The sequence below is a fragment of the Vreelandella nanhaiensis genome, from assembly GCF_003990185.1.
Classification (GTDB): domain Bacteria; phylum Pseudomonadota; class Gammaproteobacteria; order Pseudomonadales; family Halomonadaceae; genus Vreelandella; species Vreelandella nanhaiensis.
The window spans coordinates 1-17,629 of the sequence record NZ_RZHF01000015.1 but is presented as its reverse complement, the minus strand read 5'-3'; the positions used below and the strand labels follow the sequence as shown (position 1 = coordinate 17,629).

The following is a 17,629-nucleotide window of genomic DNA, read 5'->3' as shown; positions in this document are numbered from 1 at the left end:
AGCCAGCGGCTATGCCAAAGTGTTGAGTAAAAGGTTAACTAAGATTGGCGCGTTTTGGCTAGCGCCCGCTCAAGACGGTCGTTCAGGCGATTCAAGCTAGCTTCGCTTGCACGGTGTTCATCGAGCGCTTCAAGCAGTTCATGAGTGATATTCAGCGCCGCCATCAGGGTGACACGCTCGCTGCCCAAGGTGCCGCTTTGGGCATTAATGCCGTTCATGGCGCGGTCAAGGTAGCGTGCTGCCCGCTCAAGCTTGGCTTCTTCCCCGGTATCACAGGCGATCATGTAGCTGCGCCCGAGAAGGGTAATTTCTTTCGTTGGCCGCTTGGCGTTACTCATTAAAAGCTCCGGGGCGGGCCAGCGAGGGGCCCAATGCGTTAACATCATGACATAGGAAAACTATCGTCGTTCACTATAAGAGAGGCGCTTGCACGGGGTCAACGCGCATGTGCCTGCGGCGTATTAACGTATCACCCCTTTATATAGCGAGTTATCACTATGTCATTGATCGATGAGCGGCAGGATTTTTCTGACGTTGCCGACGTTTTTCTACTTCATGGAAGCATGCAGTCGCCCGCTTTTCTAGATGGTCGACTATGCGCGCTTTTAGCGCTGCGCGATGTTAGTGCCGAAGCCTGGCTTGAAGAAGTCTGCATAAGCCTGGGCGTCGAGCAACCCCGCGACGAGGCTAATGCCGAACGTATTCTGGGCTGGCGTAAACAGACTCTTGAAGCGCTGAGCGCCAGCGATTTGAACTATGCGCCGCTACTGCCGGATGAGTTGTTTTCGCTGGGCGAACAGGCTCAGGGCCTCAAGGAGTGGACGCTGGGCTTCATCGAGGTTGTCGAGGAGGTGGCGGATAACGAGCTGCGTGAGCGCTGGTCGCAGGCGCTGCGCGAAGCCATTGACGACCTGGAAGGGCTGAGCCGGATCGATACCGATATTGATGACAGCCCGGAAAACGAAAACGATCTGTTTGCCCTGACCGAACATGCGCGGATGGCGGCCATGCTGCTGTATACCGAGCAGCACCCTGGCAAGCCCCAGGTCGAGCAAGCCGACGCTCCCGTTCACTAATTTTTCGGAGTCTGTATGTTGCCTGAGCTATTGCCAAGACCGCCGGCCATCGGCATGGAAGAGTACCGCACGCGTCGCGAGGCGCTAATGGCGCAGTTACCCCCCAACGCAGCAGTGGTGCTGCCCAGCGCCTCTCTGGTGACACGTTCTCACGATAGCGAGTACGCGTTTCGCCAGAACAGCGACTTCTATTATCTGACAGGTATTACCGAGCCCGATGCTTTACTGGTTCTCCTGCCGGATCGCGATACGGGTGAAAGCGTCGTGTTCTGTCAGGACCGTGACCCTACAATGGAAGCCTGGACGGGGCGTCGCCTGGGCGCGCAAGGCATTGAGCGCGAACATGGAATCGATCAAGCGTTTGAAAACGCCGACCGTGATGAGCAATTACCGATGCTTCTTGAAGGGCGTGAGCTCCTTTATGTGCCACTGGCTAATCCGGAAGCCCAAGGGGTTGCCGAAGAGGCCTTCTCTGCTGCGCAAGCCGGGCTACGCCGGGGGCGAGCGCCACTTAAAGGGTGGCTGGACGTCAGCGCACTGATTCATGCCATGCGGCTGATCAAGAGTGAAGCGGAAATTGCCCTGCTTCGCCATGCGGCAGCGATTTCTGCACGTGCCCATGTGCGTGCCATGCAAGCATCGCGCCCGGGACTTTATGAGTATCACCTGCAGGCCGAGCTTGAACACGAATTTGTTTGGCAGGGTGGCAGTGGCCCGGCCTACAGCACCATTGTGGGCAGCGGCGCGAACGCCTGCGTATTACACTATATCGAGAACGGTGCTGCGTTGAGCAGCGAGTCGCTGGTATTGATTGATGCTGGGGCGGAGTTCGATCTCTATGCTGGTGATATTACGCGTACCTTCCCGGTCGGAGGCCAGTTCAGCGACGCTCAGCGTGCGCTTTATCAAGTGGTGCTTGATGCTCAGGAGCGAGCGGTCAGCGCAGTCAAGCCCGGCGCCACCCTTGTCGATATTCATCAGAACGTGGTGAAAGATCTAACCGCCGGGTTGATTGCGCTGGGGCTACTTGAAGGTGATGTTCAAGCGCGAATCGATGATGAAAGCTACCGGCGTTTTTATCTGCACTCGACCTCCCACTGGCTGGGGCTGGATGTTCATGATGTGGGCACCTACCGCCTTGACGAGCAGACGCCTCGCCCGCTTGAACCGGGTATGGTCTTGACCATCGAGCCCGGGCTTTATATCCCCGATGAAGGCGATATTCCCGCTGCTTACCGCGGAATAGGAATCCGAATCGAAGATAATCTGTTGGTGACATCTGAAGGGCATGAAAATCTGACCGCCGATGCACCCAAGCAGGTAGCTGAAATTGAAACGTTAATGGCTAAATAGTAACCACATTTATTAAGCCTGAAAAATAAATATGTAATTACATTACACCGTTATGATATGGCGCTAAGCCAGGTAGCAGGAGATGCCAATGTCGCAGGCCAAGCATACGCCAACACAAGCAACCACTCACGATATTGTCATCGTAGGAGGCGGGTTAGTGGGCGCCAGCTTAGGCTGCGCGCTGGCACCGCTTATTGAGCGCTATGGGTGGAAAGTGGCGATTATTGAAGCATCATCCATTAATGAAGCCCCCCTTGAAGAGAGCTGGCAGCCAAGCTTTGATGCCCGGGCAAGTGCGATCGCTGAAGGGTCTGCCCAGCGTTTTCGTCAGTTGGGTGTCTGGGAGGCCATGCAGACGGAGGCCACTCCCATCCAGCATATTCATATCAGCGAGCGCGGGCGCCTGGGGAGCACTCGGCTAAGTGCTTCGGAAATGGGTGTCGACGCGCTAGGCCATGTGATCCCCAACGCCTGGATGGGGCGGGTGCTTCATCGCCACTTGAAAGCGTTGCCCATCGAGTGGCACTGCCCGGCCAAGGTGGAGCGACTGTCGCCGGAAGCCAGCGGCCATTACCTGCGTCTTTCTGACGGTAGCGAACTGCATGCGGCATTAACCGTGCTTGCGGATGGCGGCCGCTCGGGGCTTAAAGAGCAGTTAGGCATCCATAGCCGCCGCAACTCCTACGAGCAGACCGCGCTGATTGCCCACGTAGGGGTCAGCCAGCCCCATCAAGGCATTGCCTACGAGCGCTTTACCCAAGAAGGCCCCGTGGCGCTGTTGCCACTATCGGGTCAGGCTATGGAGTTGATCTGGACACATCCAAGTGGCCACGAGAAAGCGAGGATGGCGCTACCGGAGCGTGAGTTTCTCGCTCAGTTGCAGGTGGCCTTTGGGGACCGCGTGGGGCGTTTTACCCGGATGGGCAAGCGCTATAGCTATCCACTTTCGTTGGTAACTGCCGATGAGCCGGTACGCCCCGGGTTAGCGGTGCTGGGCAATGCGGCCCACGCGCTGCATCCAGTGGCCGGACAAGGTTTTAACCTGGCGCTGCGCGGTATCATGGACCTGGTTGAAGCGCTTGAGCAGGGCGAACAGGCAAAGCGTCCACTAGGCGAGATGGCCACGCTGCTGGCTTTTGAGAAAAAACGGGCTCGCGATCGTGGCAACGTGATTCGTTTTAGCGATGGGCTGGTGCGGCTGTTTGGCCACTCACTGCCGCTGCTGCCCCATGCCCGAGCGGCAGGGCTGATCGGCCTTAACCTGATCGGGCCGCTGCGTCGCGGCTTGGCGCGTCGGGCAATGGGCCTTGAGCGTTAGATAACCCAACCACATCACACAGGAACGCTATGGATACGCTTGCAAAAAAAACGGCTCCTGCCCAACGGTTTGACGCTGTTGTGGTAGGGGGCGGTGTGGTGGGAACGACCCTGGTAGCCCTCTTGGCCCAGGCAGGCATGCAGGTCGCATTGGTGGAGGCCCGAGCTGAATCGCTGCGTTGGCAAGGCATTGCCGGCAAGCTGCCGGGGGTTCGGGTTAGCGCACTGACGCCGGTGTCCCAGCGGCTGTTGACGCACTTAGGAGCGTGGCCTGCCATGGCGCGTGCCCGGGTAACACCGTATCGCTATATGCAGGTGTGGGATGCCGAAGGCAGCGGCGAGATCAATTTTTCTGCCGATGAGGCCGGAGTGCCGGCGCTTGGCCATATTGTGGAAAACGATATTACTCAAGCGGCGCTAAATGCATTGGTGATGGACCACCCCAAGGTGACATGCTTTTTTGGCGCCACGCTGCAGGCGCTGCAAACCTCTGCCTCTGGGCGCTGGCTTGAACTTGGCGATGGTCGCAAGCTGAATGCGTCGCTGCTGGTTGCAGCCGACGGCGCGCGCTCAACGCTGCGTGAAATGGCGGAAATAGACGTGGTGATTGATGATATGGGCCAGGAGGCCGTCGTCACCACGGTAAAGTGCACCCAAGGGCACGGTAGTACCGCGCGACAGGCGTTTATGGAGGGCGGGCCACTGGCTTTTTTACCGCTGACGGTTGATGGTGATGAGCGCTATTGCTCGATTGTCTGGTCGACCACGCCTGAACATGCGAGCACGCTGGTTAATCTGACGCCTGATGCATTGGGTGAAGCGCTTGGCAAGGCATTTGGCTATCGGCTGGGCGAGGTGGTCGCCTGTGATCGCGCTTATCGCTTTTCACTGATACAGCGCCATGCCAGGCAGTACGTGCAGCCACATCTGGCGCTGATAGGCGACGCGGCACATAGCATACATCCGTTGGCCGGGCAGGGCGTGAATTTGGGATTGATGGATGCGGCCGTGCTGGCCGAGGAAGTCATCAACGCCTGGAAACGTGGCGCGCCTTGGGGTGAGCTCAGCACGCTCAACCGCTATGAGCGTCGGAGACGGCTGGATAACAGCGCCATGCTAGGGCTGATGAAGGGGTTTAGGGAGCTGTTTGGCACACAAATGCCACTCTTTACGCTGGCGCGCAATCTCGGCATGAGCGGGATGAATCAGCTAAGCCCCGTAAAGCGTATGGTCATGCGGCAGGCGATCGGCGAACGGGGGCGCCTGCCGCTTAATTGCCGCTAACGGCGGCGGCGATCCACGACATTAAGGGCCTTGAGAAGATTAAGCGCTTCACTCATCTGGTAGTCGTCACGCAGCCGCTCAGAGGCCGATTGGCGCGCCTGATTGGTTGGCTGCTGGGCATTCAAATGGCCGTCAAGGTCGGATTCGCGAAGTTCCAGGCGGCTTTCCGCAAGCTCCAGGCGGCCGCGGACGACTTCCACATCCGGCTCGATGCCCTGGGCCTGAATGGAGCGCCCGTTGGGTGTGTAGTAAAGCGCTGTGGTCAGTTTTAGACCTTCTCCGTTGCCCAGCGGCATGATCTGCTGGACCGAGCCCTTGCCGAAGCTGTCTGTACCCATGATGACCCCGCGTCGCTGATCCTGTAGAGCACCAGCAACAATCTCAGCGGCCGAGGCGCTGCCGCTATTGATCAGCACCACCAGCGGCACATCGCTTGCCGGAGTGTCTGTTGATGCCGAGAATGACATTGCCGTGTCGGCAAGGCGCCCTTCGGTGTACACGATCAGGCCGCTATCCAGAAACAGGTCGGCCACGCCCGCCGCTGCCTGCAACACGCCGCCGGGGTTGTTACGCAGATCCAGAATCAGGCCTTCCAGCGGGGCATCGCGCTTCATACGCTCGATGGCCTGGCGTGCCTGCTCAGGCGTTCGCGACTGGAATTGGCTGATGCGAAGGTAGCCGTAGCCGGGTTCCAGCAGCTCATGCTTGACGCTTTCGCTGCGAATTACCTCGCGGGTCAGCGTAAAGCTGCGCGGGGTTTCTTCTCCTTTGCGCAGCACCGAGATACGCAGCTGGCTTCCCGGCTCACCGCGCATCATGGTAACGGCTTCCTGCAGTGACATGTTGTCGGTGGGCGTGCCGTCAATGGTGATGATCACGTCCCGGGAAAGTAGCCCTGCCCGGGAAGCCGGCGTATCGTCAATAGGCGTGACCACCACGAGCTGCCCATTTTCCATGCCCACTTCGATACCGATGCCGCCAAACTCACCCTGGGTGGATTCGTGCAGGCTCTGGTACTCCTCTTCATCCAGGTAGGCAGAGTGGGGGTCCAGCTCGTTGAGCATGCCGCGCATGGCGTTACGCAACAGGGTACGGTCGTCTACCTCTTCTACATAACCCCGCTTGATCCGCTCAAATACTTCGGCAAAGGTCTGGATCTCTTCAAGCGGCAGGTCGTCAGCAGGCCCCTGGCTTGCTGGCTGGGCAAGCAGCGGTAACGGGACCGACAGAAACGCAAGAGGAAGCAGGGCAGCCAAGAAGCGCTTGGCAGGGGCCGATACGTCGGTAACAAATGGCGTCATGCAGACTCCGCAAGGCGATAGGTAGGCGTAAGGCGCTACCCTAAGTTGGCTGTTAATATGGTTCAGCTTATCCCGTCAGCGGCGCGCAATCCAACGCTGAGGGTTGATGGGTTCACCACGCTGACGTACTTCAAAATAGAGCGCGGCGCGAGATTGTCCACCGCTGTCTCCCACACGGCCGATTTCATCTCCCCGATTGACCTGCTGACCGGGTCGGACGCTGAACTGTTGCAAGTGCGCATAGAGGGTCATGATCTGGTCGCCGTGATCAATAATCAAAAGGTTGCCAAACCCCCGCATCCAGTCGGCAAACACCACCCGGCCAGAGTGCACGGCGCTAACCTGGGTGCCGGCACCTGCCTGAATGACAATACCATTATAGTGAACCCCATCTCGACGGTTAAATGACGATGTGATATCACCCTGCACCGGCCATGGTAGATCTCCCTGCGTACGCACGATATTAGTGGTGAGCGTAGGCGAATCAAGGCGCGCCAGCTCCGCCTGAATTTCACGCAGCTTGCGCTCGGCCTGCTCGCGGTTGTCATTAAGATCCGCCAGGCGGTCGGCTTCGCTGCCATAGCGATCATCCAGGGTTTCCACAACGCTGCGCCGCTCGGCGGTACGCGCTACCAAGCGGGCGCGCTGGGTGTCCAGTTCGTCAGCCAGACTCGCCAGACGCGCCTGACGCTCATCAAGCGCCTGCTCGGTATCGGCAAGGGCAGTATCCAGGCGAGCAATATCGGCAAGGCGTCGGTTGCGTGCCTGGGTAAACCGGTTCAAATAGGCCTGCATGCGGTCAAGCTCGGCAGGGTCACCCTGGTTGAGCAGCAGCTTGAGCTGGGGTGTGGGCCCCAGCCGGTAAAGCGCGGCCAGCTGCTGGCCTAGCGCCGCGTACTGGCTGGCGCGCTCGACTTCCAGGCGGTCGCGATGCTGGCGTAGCTGGGACATTTCATCGTCCACCTGTCGCCGTTCGGCCTGCAGGGCGTCCAGGTGCTGATGCGTTTGGGCCAGCTCGGTTTCCACACTGCGCAGTTCACGCTCGGCACTGTCGCGCGCCTGGCCCGTGGCGCTTAGGCGCTCGGAAAGCGACTCGATCTCCTGGCCCAGTGCGTCCAGCTGTGCTCGGGCGGCGCTTTCATCGGGTTGGGCAAGGCTTGCAGACGAGCCGAGTAAGGCCAGTAGCGCGCCGAGCGCCAGTGCCAGTCGCCCTGACATCAGTTGAAGCGAATCAGCGACTTCCCGGTCATGACCTCGGGAACGGGTTGGTTCATCATGGTGAGAAGCGTGGGTGCCAAGTCGCACAGGCGGCCTTCTTCTAACGATCCTGCGCGCTCCCCAACGTAAACCAGCGGGACCACGAAGGTGGTGTGAGCCGTTTGCGGGGCGCCGGTTTCGGGGTGCACCATCTGTTCGGCGTTGCCGTGGTCGGCGGTGATCAAACAGGCGCCACCGGCACGCTCAATGGCCTCTACCACCCGGCCAACGCAGATATCCACGGTTTCAATGGCCTTTACCGCCGCGTCAAAATCACCGGTATGGCCGACCATATCGCCGTTGGCGTAATTGCACACGATCAGATCAAACTGCCCGGCATCAATGGCCTCAACCAGTTTCTCGGTAATCTCGTAGGCGCTCATCTCGGGCTTTTCATCGTAGGTGCGCACTTCCTGCGGCGAGGGCAGCAGGATGCGCGTCTCGCCGTCGAACTCCGCCTCGCGGCCACCAGAGAAGAAGAAAGTCACGTGAGGGTATTTTTCGGTTTCCGCAATGCGCAGCTGTTTAAGCCCGCGCTTGGCCACCACTTCGCCCAGGGTGTCGCTTAGATCAAACGGAGGGAAAGCGGCAGGCGCTGGAATGTCGGCAGCATACTGGGTAAGCATCACCAGGCCTTTTCCTGCAAGCGTCGGGCATGCCATGCGCGAAAAGCCGCTGAAGCCGGGCTCAACGAAGGCGCGGGTAAGCTCGCGGGCTCGGTCGGCACGGAAGTTCATGAAGAAGGCTGCGTCACCGTCTTGCAACGTAACGCATTTGTCATTAAGCAACACGCAGCTGGGGGCTACGAACTCGTCGGTCTCTCCACGCTCGTAGGCATCGCGAAGGGCCGACTCAGCGCTGGTCGCATACACCTCGGCCTGACCGTCGGTGAGCAGGCGGTAAGCTTTTTCAACGCGCTCCCAGCGGTTGTCACGGTCCATGGCGTAGAAACGGCCGATAACGGATGCGACAAAGCCATTGTCAGCGCCTACCAGCTCAGATAAACGGGCATTGGCGCGCTCGATGGAGGCCAGTGCGCTTTGCGGCGGCATGTCCCGGCCATCAAGGAAAGCGTGAATAAAAATACGCTGGGCGCCGCGCCGCGCCGCCAGCTCTGCCATGGCGATAAAATGATCTTCGTGGCTGTGCACGCCGCCAGGGGAAAGCAGCCCTAGCAGGTGAACGGCACGCCCGTTGGCAACAGCTTCATCAATGGGCTGGGTAAGGTTTTCATTTATGTCCAGGTCGCCATCTTCAATCGCCTTAGTGATCCGCGTGAAGTCCTGGTAAACAATGCGCCCTGCGCCGAGGTTCATGTGGCCAACTTCCGAGTTGCCCATCTGGCCATCCGGCAGGCCCACGTGGCGGCCATCGGTATGTACAAAGGTGTGCGGCCGGCTGGCCCATAAATCATCCATCACGGGTGTATTGGCACAGGCCACGGCATTATGGGCGTGATCAGGATTGTGGCCGTAACCGTCAAGAATGATCAGCGCGACGGGGCGCGGGGTAGAAGTAGCCATAAAAACCTCGTTAGGTTGAATAAACAAGCGGCGTAAAACGAAAGCGTGCTGGCGTCTAAAGCGTCATTTGAAAAGCCCGAGTGTGCTGCTCATCTCTTTCAGACAATGCCTTAGGGGTCGCGACTGGCACACGCTTGGGGCATCATAACGTAGGCAACTGCCGGGCGTCATGACCAAGGCCTGCGCGGGGCGCCTTGTGACGTGTATACTTGTCGCGTTTTGATGGCGGCTTGCCGCTTTTTTCTGCATATACCAAGAGATTGTGTTCGCGATGATCGATCAGCTGTTCGAATTCGTACAGAACCACCCCCTGTTAGTCGGGGCGTTTTTGCTGGTGCTGGTAGCGTGGCTTATTTATGAAACGCGCAGCGCCTCCACCAACGCTGTGACCTCAACACAGGCTACCCAGCTTATTAACCGCGAAGACGCGGTCATCCTGGATATTCGTGAGAGCAAAGACTTCAAGGCTGGGCATATTGCCGGGGCGCGCAACATCCCGCAAAGCAATATTGACAGCCGCATGAACGAGCTGAACAAAGTGAAAGGTCAGCCGATCATTGTAGTCTGCAAGCACGGCCAGGGCGCCGGTGTGGTTCAGGCCAAACTTGCCAAGGCAGGGTTTGAGCGTGTTTCCAAACTGAAAGGCGGCATGGCGCAGTGGCAGGCGGATAGCCTCCCGGTGGTTAAAAAGTAAGCGCAACTGCGCCTTAATTTATTGAATGAACAACGAGGAGTTTTCCATGGCGGAAGATAACAATACCCCGCAGGCGGGCGCAGCAGCGTCCGGTGACAAGCCCCAGCTGAAGTTCTCTTTGCAGCGTATCTATGTAAAGGATATCTCGTTTGAGGCGCCTAACTCGCCGTCTGTTTTCAAGCAGGCATTCAAGCCCAAGGTCAACCTGGACCTCAACACGACCAGCACCAAGATTGCTGACGACCAGTATGAAGTGGTCGTTAAGGTAACTGCGCAGGTCAACGACAGCGAAACCGGCACTACGTCGTTTCTGGCTGAAGTCGAGCAGGCGGGCCTGTTCCGTATTTCGGGTATCGAAGGTGCACAGCTGGAACAGACTCTGGGTGCGTTCTGCCCCAACCTGCTGTTCCCCTACGCGCGTGAGTGTGTGGACAACCTAGTCAACCGTGGCGGCTTCCCGCCGTTGATGCTGGCGCCAGTGAACTTCGAAGCCATGTACGCCCAGCGCAAGCAGCGTGAAGCGCAGCAACAAGCCGAAGCAAGTACTCACTAAGCATGCAGGCCGAGGAGTGGTACGCCCTGCACGGTAAGATGCCTCGCCTGTATGTGCCGGCACCGTTCACAATCGGTGAGGTGGTGGTATTGCCAGAAGGCCCGGCGCGCCACGTAACCCGCGTGCTGCGCATGGGCGAGGGGGCGCCGCTGGTGCTGTTCGATGGGCAGGGCCAGGAGGCGGGCGTCCACTTGGCGGAGGTGGGCCGCAAACACACCACGGCCACGGTGGATGCGGTATGGCCGGGGGCGAGTGAATCGCCCTTTGCCGTGCATCTGGGCCAGGCGATTTCCAAGGGCGATCGGATGGATTATGCCATCCAAAAGGCCGTCGAGCTGGGAGTTGCCGCCATTACACCGCTGTACACCGAGCGTGGTGATGTACGCCTGAAAGGGGACCGCGAAGCCAAGAAGCTTGCACATTGGCAGGCCGTGGCGGCCAGTGCCTGCGAGCAAAGCGGCCGAGCGGTGGTGCCGGTAGTGCATCCGCCGGTAGGGCTTGCTGAATGGTTGAGCGACCGTCAGGAGCCGCTTCGTTTGATGTTGCATCTGGCGACCGGTAATACGTTTGATCAACCCGAGCGCCCCGCCTCAGCGGCGCTTCTGATCGGCCCCGAAGGTGGGCTGACCGAAGCGGACATTGGCGCTGCCCAGGCGGCTGGCTTCACACCGCTGACCTTGGGGCCGCGCGTTCTACGCACCGAAACGGCACCGGTCGTGGCGCTAACTCTTCTACAGCACTATTTCGGCGATTTGTGAGCACTTACTAACTCAGGCGAAGGCTAGACTCGGGTGCCGATAGATTTCCTCTCTTCCTGAATAATATCTGATGGGCTGCAGGCCTTTTCGCCAGGCGTCTGAGCATGGCGATAAGCGTCTGCCAGCCCACCAAGTATTAAGGCCTTGAGCATGGAAAGCACCTCACCCGACAGGCCGCTGATTACCGTCAGCTGGTGCTGGCGCCCGGCGCGGTAGCCAAGCCAGCAGGGCAGCCATACGGGCGTGGGCGGGATATCCAGCGCTTGAATGCGCCACAGACGTGGCGTCGCTATTCTTTCCCATAGCCATAGGCGTCTGATGGCTTCGTAAGCGGGTGGCGTGGCGCCTGTTAACTGAATGCCTGGGCCGGGCCGTTCGGCCTGCGCGGGCAGCTCGGTGCCGGTTAATAGCAGCGCCCGTCGCATTTCTTCGGCACCCAGCAGCCAGGCGCCCGGCGGTTTGCCGGGCAGTCCTAGAGGCGCTGCCCACAGGGCTACCCAGGCAGGTTCAAGCGTATGTGCGCCCAGGCGGCCAAGCCGCTGTCTGGCGGCTTTTTCGTTAAGCTGCCGGGCAAGGGTGAGACGCTCAGCCATTGGCCCAGCCCTGCAGTAGTGCCAGCAACCCCAGCATTAATCCAAACCAGAGGAGCAGGCCGATACAGCGGCGCCGGGTCAGACGTGCTTCATGGCCTACTTCGGGGGCGCTGGCTCCCCGGGACGCAAGTATGGCCTGCATGTCGGGTGCCGTTTCCTCTATGATGACATCGGATAGCTGCTCAGGGCGTGGAGCGCTGGTTGTCAGGCTGACTAGATACCCAATCGACACCGAGACCACCACGCCGATGGTGTTGTTATAGAGCCATGAGATATCCATCAGGCTGGAAACCAACCAGACAGCCAGCATTCCTGCTATCAATCCGGCTACTGCCCCCCGCGCGTTGGAGCGATGGCTAAAAATCGCCAGCAGGAAGGTGCCGAGCAGCGCGCCGTAAAACCAGGAGCCAATCTGGTTGACCGCTTCAATTACCGGCCCCAAATTACCCGCAAAGAACGCGAACAGAGTGGCGTAAAGCCCCCAGAAGATCGTCGCCAGCCGAGAGGCTTTCAGGTAGTGCGCATCGCTGGCGTCTGGCTTGATATAGCGGCTGTAGAAGTCGCGCACGGTTACCGCCGACAGCGAGTTGAGCGCCGAATCAAGGCTCGACATGGCGGCGGCAAACACGCCTGCGATGACTAGACCCGCCATGCCCGAAGGAAAGGCGTTTACCACATAGCGGGGAAGCAGCTCGTTTAAGTCTTCAGGCGGGGTGAGACCATGCTGTTGGTAATAGGTGGCCAGGATGACGCCGATAAACAGAAACAGCAGCATCTGGGGAATCAGCAGGTAGCCGCCAATCAGCAGCGAGCGTTGGGCATCGAGTACCGAAGGGCTTGAGAGCACGCGTTGAATCTGGCTCTGGTCGGTGCCGAAGTACGCCACATGCAGAAAAAAGCCGCCCAATAGGCCCGCCCATAGCGAGTAGGTCACGCTCGGGTCAAGCGATAGGTCTATGGCGTTAAACATACCGCTCTGCGCACCGAACGTGAACACGTCGCTCCAGCCGCCGGGCAGGCTGGTAATCAGAAAGAAGATACTCAGTAGCGCGCCTAGCCATAGCACAAACATCTGTATGACATCGGTCCAGATGACCGCACTCATGCCGCCCAGCACTGTGTAGCTGATGGCCAGTACCGCCATGATGATGATGGTCAGGTTAACGCTCCAGCCGGTGACCACGGCGAGCACCAGCGCGGGCGCATATAACACTACACCGGTGGCAAGCCCGCGGGCGATCAGAAACAGCAGAGCACTTAATGTGCGTGTTGCCGGGCCAAAGCGCCGCTCAAGAAGCTCATAAATGCTGTAAATACCTGCCCGGTGAAATACCGGCACGAAGACCATGATCAGGACGATCATCGCCAGCGGCACGTTGATGAACGTGACTAGCCGTTCAAGCCCGCCCTCAAAGCCCCAGCCGGGCGCGCCGATGAAGGTGATGGCGCTTGCCTGGGTAGCCATGACAGAGAGGCCAATGGCCCAGCCGGGAATTTTGCGACCGCCTAGAAAGTAGTCCTCGGGACTATATTGATCCTTGCCGAATCGTGAGCCGATCCAGGCGATCAAACTGATATAAACGATCAATACCACCATGTCGACGAATGTAAAACCTTCCATGCGCCACCCCGAAACCCAATTTCGCTGATGTTTTGAGCGTAGCAGGTTGTCATAAGCCTGCTTAAGACAAGTGTTTAAATTAACCGGCGTCCATCACGGCATGCGGCTAAAACGCTGCTAGCGCTTTGCCCTATGACATCCAGGCGCCATAATGCAGGTTCATTTTTTAAGGACGGCATCCATGGTCCGTGAATCAACGAACCCTCCTCGCGCTGCAAGCGACGTAACTGCCCGAATAGGCGAAGTGGCATACCTGACCGTTACGGCCGTGAACAACACGGGCGCCTTCCTGCGCTGGGGGCAGCCCAAGGACGTTTTGCTACCCTATAGCGAGCAGCGCTTTCGCCCAGACCCAGGCAAGCGGGTGCTGGTGATGCTGTATGAAGATGACCAAGGGCGGCCAGTCGCCACCATGCGTCTCGATCGTTTTTTAACCGATGATGCCTGGGCGCTTGAGCAGGGCGATGAAGTAGCCGTCGTGGTCGCCGATCGTACTGACCTGGGCATGAAAGTGGTGGTCAACCATCGCTACTGGGGGCTGATCTATCAGGATGATATTAGCCAGCCGCTACGCCGTGGTCAGGCGTTGACCGGCTACGTAAAGCAACGCCGTGACGATGGACGCGTGGATATTTCGCTGTTGCCGCCGGGTGCTGCGCGTCTGGATGTAGTGGGCGACAAGATACTCAAGGCGCTGCGTGAAAGTGGTGGCTATCTGCCGCTGGGTGACAAGAGCTCGGCACACGATATCAAGGCGCGCCTGGGTGTCAGTAAAAGTGCGTTCAAACAAGCTATTGGGCGACTCTACAAGCAGCAGTTGATTACGCTGGAGCCTGATGCGATTCGGCTTGTTCCCGGCGCACTTGCCCCGTAAAAGTACCAACGGTTGGAGCTGGGCAGGCAGTACGGCATACTGCTTGTCTATTGTTCATGTATGGATTGTGCCCCGATGAGTCAATCAAATCTGCATCTCGGCGTCGTGATGGACCCCATCAGTGACATCGCCTACAAGAAAGATACCACTCTTGCCATGCTATGGGCGGCGCAGGAGCGCGGCTATACCCTGCACTATATGGAGCAGGAGGATCTTTTCTTGAACGCGGGGCAGGCCCATGCGCGCATACGGCCGCTGACGGTCCATCGTAACCCTGACCACTGGTACGACCTGGGCGAGGCATCTAACCGCCCGCTTGCCGAGCTGGACGTGGTGCTGATGCGCAAGGATCCGCCGGTGGATGCCGATTTCACCAATGCGGTACACCTTTTAGGCTTTGCCGAGCGCGAAGGCGTGCTGGTGGTGAACCCGACCGCCGCACTTTTGCAGTGTAACGAAAAGCTGTTTGCCCAGCAGTTCCCTGAGTGCTGTACACCCACGCTGGTGGCGAGCCGTGATGACGTGCTGCGCGCTTTCCACGCAGAGCATGGCGATGTGATCTTCAAGCCGCTGGATGGCATGGGTGGCACCGGTATTTTTCATATCGGTCCTGACGGTCGCAATATCGGTGCGGTCATCGAGCAACTGACACTGCGTGGTCAGCGCCAGATCATGGTTCAGCGTTACCTGCCCGAAATCAAGGATGGCGACACGCGTATTCTGCTGGTCGATGGGGAGCCGGTGCCTTTCGGACTTGCGCGTATCCCCTCGGCGGGTGAGACGCGCGGTAATCTGGCTGCTGGGGGCCGCGGGGTAGCACGTGAGCTTACCAAGCGCGATTACTGGCTGATTGAGCAGGTCCAGCCAATGATTCGCGAAAAGGGGCTGATGTTTGTCGGGCTGGACGTAATCGGTGACTACATCACCGAAATTAACGTGACGAGCCCTACCTGCGTGCGTGAAATTGATGATCAGCGTGGCACCGATATTGCCGGATTGCTGCTGGATGCGATTGAGCGCCGCCTGAGCGCTGCCCAGAACGCCTGATTAACTACTGATATAGAAGGTCTGCTGGCAGGGCTGGCAGACCGTAGGAGACGCATGCAAAGTCTGAAGCACCACTTTTTAATGGCGATGCCGCATCTGGATGACCCGAATTTTGAGGGCAGCCTGATCTATCTTTGCGAGCATGACCATAATGGCTGTATGGGTGTGATTACCAATCGCCCGCTGGATATTACCCTGGACGCGCTGTTTGACCAGCTTGAACTGGGCGGTGAAGAGAGCCCCCATCGTAATGCGCCCGTCTATTACGGCGGGCCAATGCACAAGGACCGCGGCTTTATTCTTCACTTGGGCGACAGTCAGGCGTGGGACTCCAGCATTCAGGTAGAAGACGACATCGCGCTGACCACGTCCATGGATATCCTCCAGGCGTTGGCTAACGGGGAGGGACCTGAGCACTTTCTGATCTGCCTGGGCTGTGCGGGCTGGGAAGTGGGCCAGTTGGAAGATGAGCTCAAAGAGAACACCTGGCTTACGGTTGAAGGTCAAGCCAAGGTGCTGTTTAGCACGCCTCCCGCTGAGCGCCTTACAGCAGCGGCCGGGCTGCTCGGGGTTGATCTCAATCTGATGACCCGAGATGCAGGGCACGCCTGATGGCAGAAACAGGCCAACGGTTAATTCTTGCCTTTGATTACGGCACGCGGCGCATTGGCGTCGCCGTAGGCAACGAGCTGCTCAAAAGTGCCCGGGAGCTTGCGCCACTGACCGCGCGTGATGGTATCCCTGACTGGAATAAGGTAGAGCAGCTCCTTAAAGAGTGGCAGCCTGACCTGCTGGTCGTGGGGTTACCGCTTAATATGGATGGCAGTGAATCGGACATGAGCAAGCGTGCGCGCAAGTTTGGTAACCGCTTGCACGGACGCTACGGCAAACCGTGTGTGATGGTTGATGAGCGTGGCTCTACCCGGGAGGCCAAGCTGATCGCCAGAGAAGCCGGGCACCGGGGCAACTACCGCCAGGAGAGCGTGGATGGTATTGCCGCCGTGCTGATTCTGGAGGGCTGGTTTGCCCACCAAGAAGGTCTTCCTGATGGGCGCGCTATCTATTAAGCCTTAACGGTCCAGCGTGCCAAGCTGGCTGGGCACGAACCAACGCACCGGACGAAGGTCCTTCTCGATCAGGTCGTCGACTTTCAACAGCGTGGCAAAAATGGCCATGCGCATGGGGATGCCGTTATCGGTCTGGCGGAATATCGCCAGGCGCGGGTCGCCATTAAGATCCACGTTCAAATCATTGGCACCGGGGCGACTGTCGCGCGGTAACGGGTGCATGACAATGGTCGAATCGCTGCAGCGCTGATCCAAAAATGCCTTGTTGACCATGAAGTCATCCGAGATGCCCTTGAAGCTCTCATTCATCTCTTCGGTAAAGCGCTCTTTCTGAATCCGCGTGGTGTACACCACGTCCAGATCACTGAAGTCAGTGGCCAGGTGATCGCGTACTTCTACCTGATGACCGCGGGCTGTGACCAGATCGATCAAGGATGTCGGCATTTCAAGCCCCGACGGCGACACCAGGGTAATACGCAACGGGTCGTATAAAGAGAGCAGCTTGATCAGGGAGTGTACGGTTCGCCCGTACTTGAGATCGCCGGTCAACAAAATATGCGCTCCGCCAAGCGACTTGCCTAACCGTTGGAACTCCTTGTCGATAGTGTAGAGATCCAGCAGCGCCTGGCTTGGATGTTCACCTGGGCCGTCGCCACCGTTAATTACCGGCACATTGGTGGCGGCGGCAAACTCGGCAACCGATCCTTGCTCAGGGTGACGCATTACGATGGCATCACAGTAGCCGCTCATTACTCGGCTAGTATCGTAAAGCGACTCGCCTTTCGCCATGGAAGAGAAGGTAAAGCCTGTCGTGTCACATACGCTGCCGCCCAATCGACAAAACGCTGTATGAAAACTTACCCGGGTACGGGTACTGGCTTCGAAAAAGAGATTGCCTAGCACCGCGCCTTCCAGCACCCGTGTTACTTGGCGACGGCTGGCTATGGGTTCCATACGCGCTGCCACGCGTAAAAGGTGGTCAACGCTATCGCGGTTTAATGAATCGACAGTTAACAGGTGCTGGCTCATCATGGACCTCATAATAAGTGGGCGGGGGCTCGCATGGCGCTAAGTGTAACCGCCAACAAGGTGGCGTCGAAGCGCTTTAAGCTACTAAATCGGAGCCGGCTGAAACTTTTTCAGCTAAATTTCAAAAAGGCCTTGCCAAGCCGGCAGYGAATCCGTAAAGTACGCATCCGCTGCCGGGGACGCCAAGCGTTACCAGCGGTGAATGAAGGTGAAAACCTTCGGGTTATCAAGTGGTTAGAGGTTTTGGATGTGGGTGGTTAAACATCGAAAACAACGCCCTTG

The 17,629-nt window shown here is 58.5% G+C and carries 18 protein-coding genes; 11 read left to right on the top strand and 7 right to left on the bottom strand.

Annotated features, from left to right (window positions below; all coding sequences use genetic code 11):
- Positions 1 to 38: 38 nt before the first annotated feature.
- Complete coding sequence (locus ELY38_RS10400) at positions 39 to 338, bottom strand: cell division protein ZapA (protein WP_127062015.1); 300 nt, start codon at positions 336 to 338, stop codon at positions 39 to 41.
- A 159-nt stretch (positions 339 to 497) separates the two neighbouring features.
- Between ELY38_RS10400 and ELY38_RS10395 the strand changes: the two genes are divergently transcribed.
- The 4 genes from ELY38_RS10395 (at position 498) to ELY38_RS10380 (ending at position 5,030) form a co-directional block, all read left to right on the top strand.
- The gene (locus tag ELY38_RS10395; RefSeq protein WP_127062013.1) at positions 498 to 1,076 is read left to right on the top strand and encodes a UPF0149 family protein; all 579 of its coding nucleotides are present in this window, start codon (positions 498 to 500) and stop codon (positions 1,074 to 1,076) included.
- 15 nt (positions 1,077 to 1,091) lie between these two features.
- The gene (gene pepP, locus ELY38_RS10390) at positions 1,092 to 2,429 is read left to right on the top strand and encodes a Xaa-Pro aminopeptidase (protein ID WP_127062011.1); all 1,338 of its coding nucleotides are present in this window, start codon (positions 1,092 to 1,094) and stop codon (positions 2,427 to 2,429) included.
- A gap of 88 nt (positions 2,430 to 2,517) precedes the next feature.
- Positions 2,518 to 3,747 carry a 2-octaprenyl-6-methoxyphenyl hydroxylase gene (gene ubiH / locus ELY38_RS10385; protein WP_127062009.1) on the top strand — a complete coding sequence of 410 codons (1,230 nt, stop codon included), beginning with the start codon at positions 2,518 to 2,520 and terminating at the stop codon, positions 3,745 to 3,747.
- A gap of 29 nt (positions 3,748 to 3,776) precedes the next feature.
- On the top strand, positions 3,777 to 5,030 hold the full coding sequence (locus ELY38_RS10380; protein ID WP_127062007.1) for a UbiH/UbiF/VisC/COQ6 family ubiquinone biosynthesis hydroxylase: 1,254 nt from the start codon (positions 3,777 to 3,779) through the stop codon (positions 5,028 to 5,030).
- Here ELY38_RS10380 and ELY38_RS10375 read toward each other — a convergent pair.
- From ELY38_RS10375 to gpmI, 3 genes are all read right to left on the bottom strand, one after another.
- Positions 5,027 to 6,331, bottom strand: coding sequence for a S41 family peptidase (locus ELY38_RS10375; RefSeq protein WP_127062005.1), 1,305 nt, complete (start codon positions 6,329 to 6,331; stop codon positions 5,027 to 5,029). The genes ELY38_RS10380 and ELY38_RS10375 overlap by 4 nt on opposite strands.
- Before the next feature lie 75 nt (positions 6,332 to 6,406).
- Positions 6,407 to 7,549 carry a murein hydrolase activator EnvC family protein gene (locus ELY38_RS10370; protein ID WP_127062003.1) on the bottom strand — a complete coding sequence of 381 codons (1,143 nt, stop codon included), beginning with the start codon at positions 7,547 to 7,549 and terminating at the stop codon, positions 6,407 to 6,409.
- Entirely contained in the window at positions 7,549 to 9,111 is a 1,563-nt protein-coding gene (gene gpmI, locus ELY38_RS10365) for a 2,3-bisphosphoglycerate-independent phosphoglycerate mutase (RefSeq protein ID WP_127062001.1), read from the bottom strand. The genes ELY38_RS10370 and gpmI overlap by 1 nt, the downstream gene beginning before the upstream one ends.
- Before the next feature lie 271 nt (positions 9,112 to 9,382).
- On the opposite strand from gpmI, the gene ELY38_RS10360 reads away from it, so the two are divergent.
- The 3 genes from ELY38_RS10360 to ELY38_RS10350 are packed head-to-tail and all read left to right on the top strand — an operon-like array spanning position 9,383 to position 11,116.
- Positions 9,383 to 9,805: a rhodanese-like domain-containing protein gene (locus tag ELY38_RS10360; protein ID WP_126952603.1), complete on the top strand. Its 423-nt coding sequence runs from the start codon at positions 9,383 to 9,385 to the stop codon at positions 9,803 to 9,805.
- A gap of 46 nt (positions 9,806 to 9,851) precedes the next feature.
- Complete coding sequence (secB, locus tag ELY38_RS10355; protein ID WP_127061999.1) at positions 9,852 to 10,358, top strand: protein-export chaperone SecB; 507 nt, start codon at positions 9,852 to 9,854, stop codon at positions 10,356 to 10,358.
- Between the two features lie 2 nt (positions 10,359 to 10,360).
- Positions 10,361 to 11,116: a 16S rRNA (uracil(1498)-N(3))-methyltransferase gene (locus tag ELY38_RS10350; RefSeq protein WP_127061997.1), complete on the top strand. Its 756-nt coding sequence runs from the start codon at positions 10,361 to 10,363 to the stop codon at positions 11,114 to 11,116.
- Positions 11,117 to 11,139: 23 nt separating this feature from the next.
- Here ELY38_RS10350 and ELY38_RS10345 read toward each other — a convergent pair whose 3' ends face one another.
- Positions 11,140 to 11,709: a hypothetical protein gene (locus tag ELY38_RS10345; protein WP_127061995.1), complete on the bottom strand. Its 570-nt coding sequence runs from the start codon at positions 11,707 to 11,709 to the stop codon at positions 11,140 to 11,142.
- Positions 11,702 to 13,330, bottom strand: coding sequence for a sodium:solute symporter family protein (locus ELY38_RS10340; RefSeq protein ID WP_127061993.1), 1,629 nt, complete (start codon positions 13,328 to 13,330; stop codon positions 11,702 to 11,704). The genes ELY38_RS10345 and ELY38_RS10340 overlap by 8 nt, the downstream gene beginning before the upstream one ends.
- 181 nt (positions 13,331 to 13,511) lie before the next feature.
- Here ELY38_RS10340 and ELY38_RS10335 point away from each other — a divergent pair, with 181 nt between their 5' ends.
- The 4 genes from ELY38_RS10335 to ruvX all read left to right on the top strand — a co-directional run bounded on the left by ELY38_RS10335 (position 13,512) and on the right by ruvX (position 16,318).
- On the top strand, positions 13,512 to 14,204 hold the full coding sequence (locus ELY38_RS10335; protein ID WP_127061991.1) for a CvfB family protein: 693 nt from the start codon (positions 13,512 to 13,514) through the stop codon (positions 14,202 to 14,204).
- 75 nt (positions 14,205 to 14,279) lie between these two features.
- Positions 14,280 to 15,251, top strand: coding sequence for a glutathione synthase (gshB, locus tag ELY38_RS10330; protein WP_127061989.1), 972 nt, complete (start codon positions 14,280 to 14,282; stop codon positions 15,249 to 15,251).
- A gap of 54 nt (positions 15,252 to 15,305) precedes the next feature.
- Positions 15,306 to 15,863 (top strand): YqgE/AlgH family protein, encoded by a 558-nt coding sequence (locus tag ELY38_RS10325; protein WP_127061987.1) that lies wholly within the window; start codon positions 15,306 to 15,308, stop codon positions 15,861 to 15,863.
- Positions 15,863 to 16,318, top strand: coding sequence for a Holliday junction resolvase RuvX (gene ruvX / locus ELY38_RS10320; RefSeq protein WP_127061985.1), 456 nt, complete (start codon positions 15,863 to 15,865; stop codon positions 16,316 to 16,318). The genes ELY38_RS10325 and ruvX overlap by 1 nt, the downstream gene beginning before the upstream one ends.
- A gap of 3 nt (positions 16,319 to 16,321) precedes the next feature.
- Here the strand turns inward: ruvX and pyrB are convergent, their stop codons facing one another.
- Positions 16,322 to 17,347: an aspartate carbamoyltransferase gene (pyrB, locus tag ELY38_RS10315; RefSeq protein WP_127062563.1), complete on the bottom strand. Its 1,026-nt coding sequence runs from the start codon at positions 17,345 to 17,347 to the stop codon at positions 16,322 to 16,324.
- Between the last annotated feature and the right edge of the window lie 282 nt (positions 17,348 to 17,629).

Excerpts from the sequence above, each read along its gene's own strand:
- gpmI (WP_127062001.1), bottom strand. The coding sequence starts at position 9,111 with ATGGCTACTTCTACCCCGCGCCCCGTCGCGCTGATCATTCTTGACGGT.
- pepP (WP_127062011.1), top strand. The coding sequence starts at position 1,092 with ATGTTGCCTGAGCTATTGCCAAGACCGCCGGCCATCGGCATGGAAGAG.
- secB (WP_127061999.1), top strand. The coding sequence starts at position 9,852 with ATGGCGGAAGATAACAATACCCCGCAGGCGGGCGCAGCAGCGTCCGGT.
- ELY38_RS10325 (WP_127061987.1), top strand. The coding sequence starts at position 15,306 with ATGCAAAGTCTGAAGCACCACTTTTTAATGGCGATGCCGCATCTGGAT.
- ELY38_RS10345 (WP_127061995.1), bottom strand. The coding sequence starts at position 11,709 with ATGGCTGAGCGTCTCACCCTTGCCCGGCAGCTTAACGAAAAAGCCGCC.
- ELY38_RS10370 (WP_127062003.1), bottom strand. The coding sequence starts at position 7,549 with ATGTCAGGGCGACTGGCACTGGCGCTCGGCGCGCTACTGGCCTTACTC.
- pyrB (WP_127062563.1), bottom strand. The coding sequence starts at position 17,347 with ATGAGCCAGCACCTGTTAACTGTCGATTCATTAAACCGCGATAGCGTT.
- ELY38_RS10395 (WP_127062013.1), top strand. The coding sequence starts at position 498 with ATGTCATTGATCGATGAGCGGCAGGATTTTTCTGACGTTGCCGACGTT.
- ELY38_RS10400 (WP_127062015.1), bottom strand. The coding sequence starts at position 338 with ATGAGTAACGCCAAGCGGCCAACGAAAGAAATTACCCTTCTCGGGCGC.
- ELY38_RS10335 (WP_127061991.1), top strand. The coding sequence starts at position 13,512 with ATGGTCCGTGAATCAACGAACCCTCCTCGCGCTGCAAGCGACGTAACT.
- gshB (WP_127061989.1), top strand. The coding sequence starts at position 14,280 with ATGAGTCAATCAAATCTGCATCTCGGCGTCGTGATGGACCCCATCAGT.
- ELY38_RS10340 (WP_127061993.1), bottom strand. The coding sequence starts at position 13,330 with ATGGAAGGTTTTACATTCGTCGACATGGTGGTATTGATCGTTTATATC.
- ELY38_RS10350 (WP_127061997.1), top strand. The coding sequence starts at position 10,361 with ATGCAGGCCGAGGAGTGGTACGCCCTGCACGGTAAGATGCCTCGCCTG.
- ruvX (WP_127061985.1), top strand. The coding sequence starts at position 15,863 with ATGGCAGAAACAGGCCAACGGTTAATTCTTGCCTTTGATTACGGCACG.
- ELY38_RS10375 (WP_127062005.1), bottom strand. The coding sequence starts at position 6,331 with ATGACGCCATTTGTTACCGACGTATCGGCCCCTGCCAAGCGCTTCTTG.
- ubiH (WP_127062009.1), top strand. The coding sequence starts at position 2,518 with ATGTCGCAGGCCAAGCATACGCCAACACAAGCAACCACTCACGATATT.
- ELY38_RS10360 (WP_126952603.1), top strand. The coding sequence starts at position 9,383 with ATGATCGATCAGCTGTTCGAATTCGTACAGAACCACCCCCTGTTAGTC.
- ELY38_RS10380 (WP_127062007.1), top strand. The coding sequence starts at position 3,777 with ATGGATACGCTTGCAAAAAAAACGGCTCCTGCCCAACGGTTTGACGCT.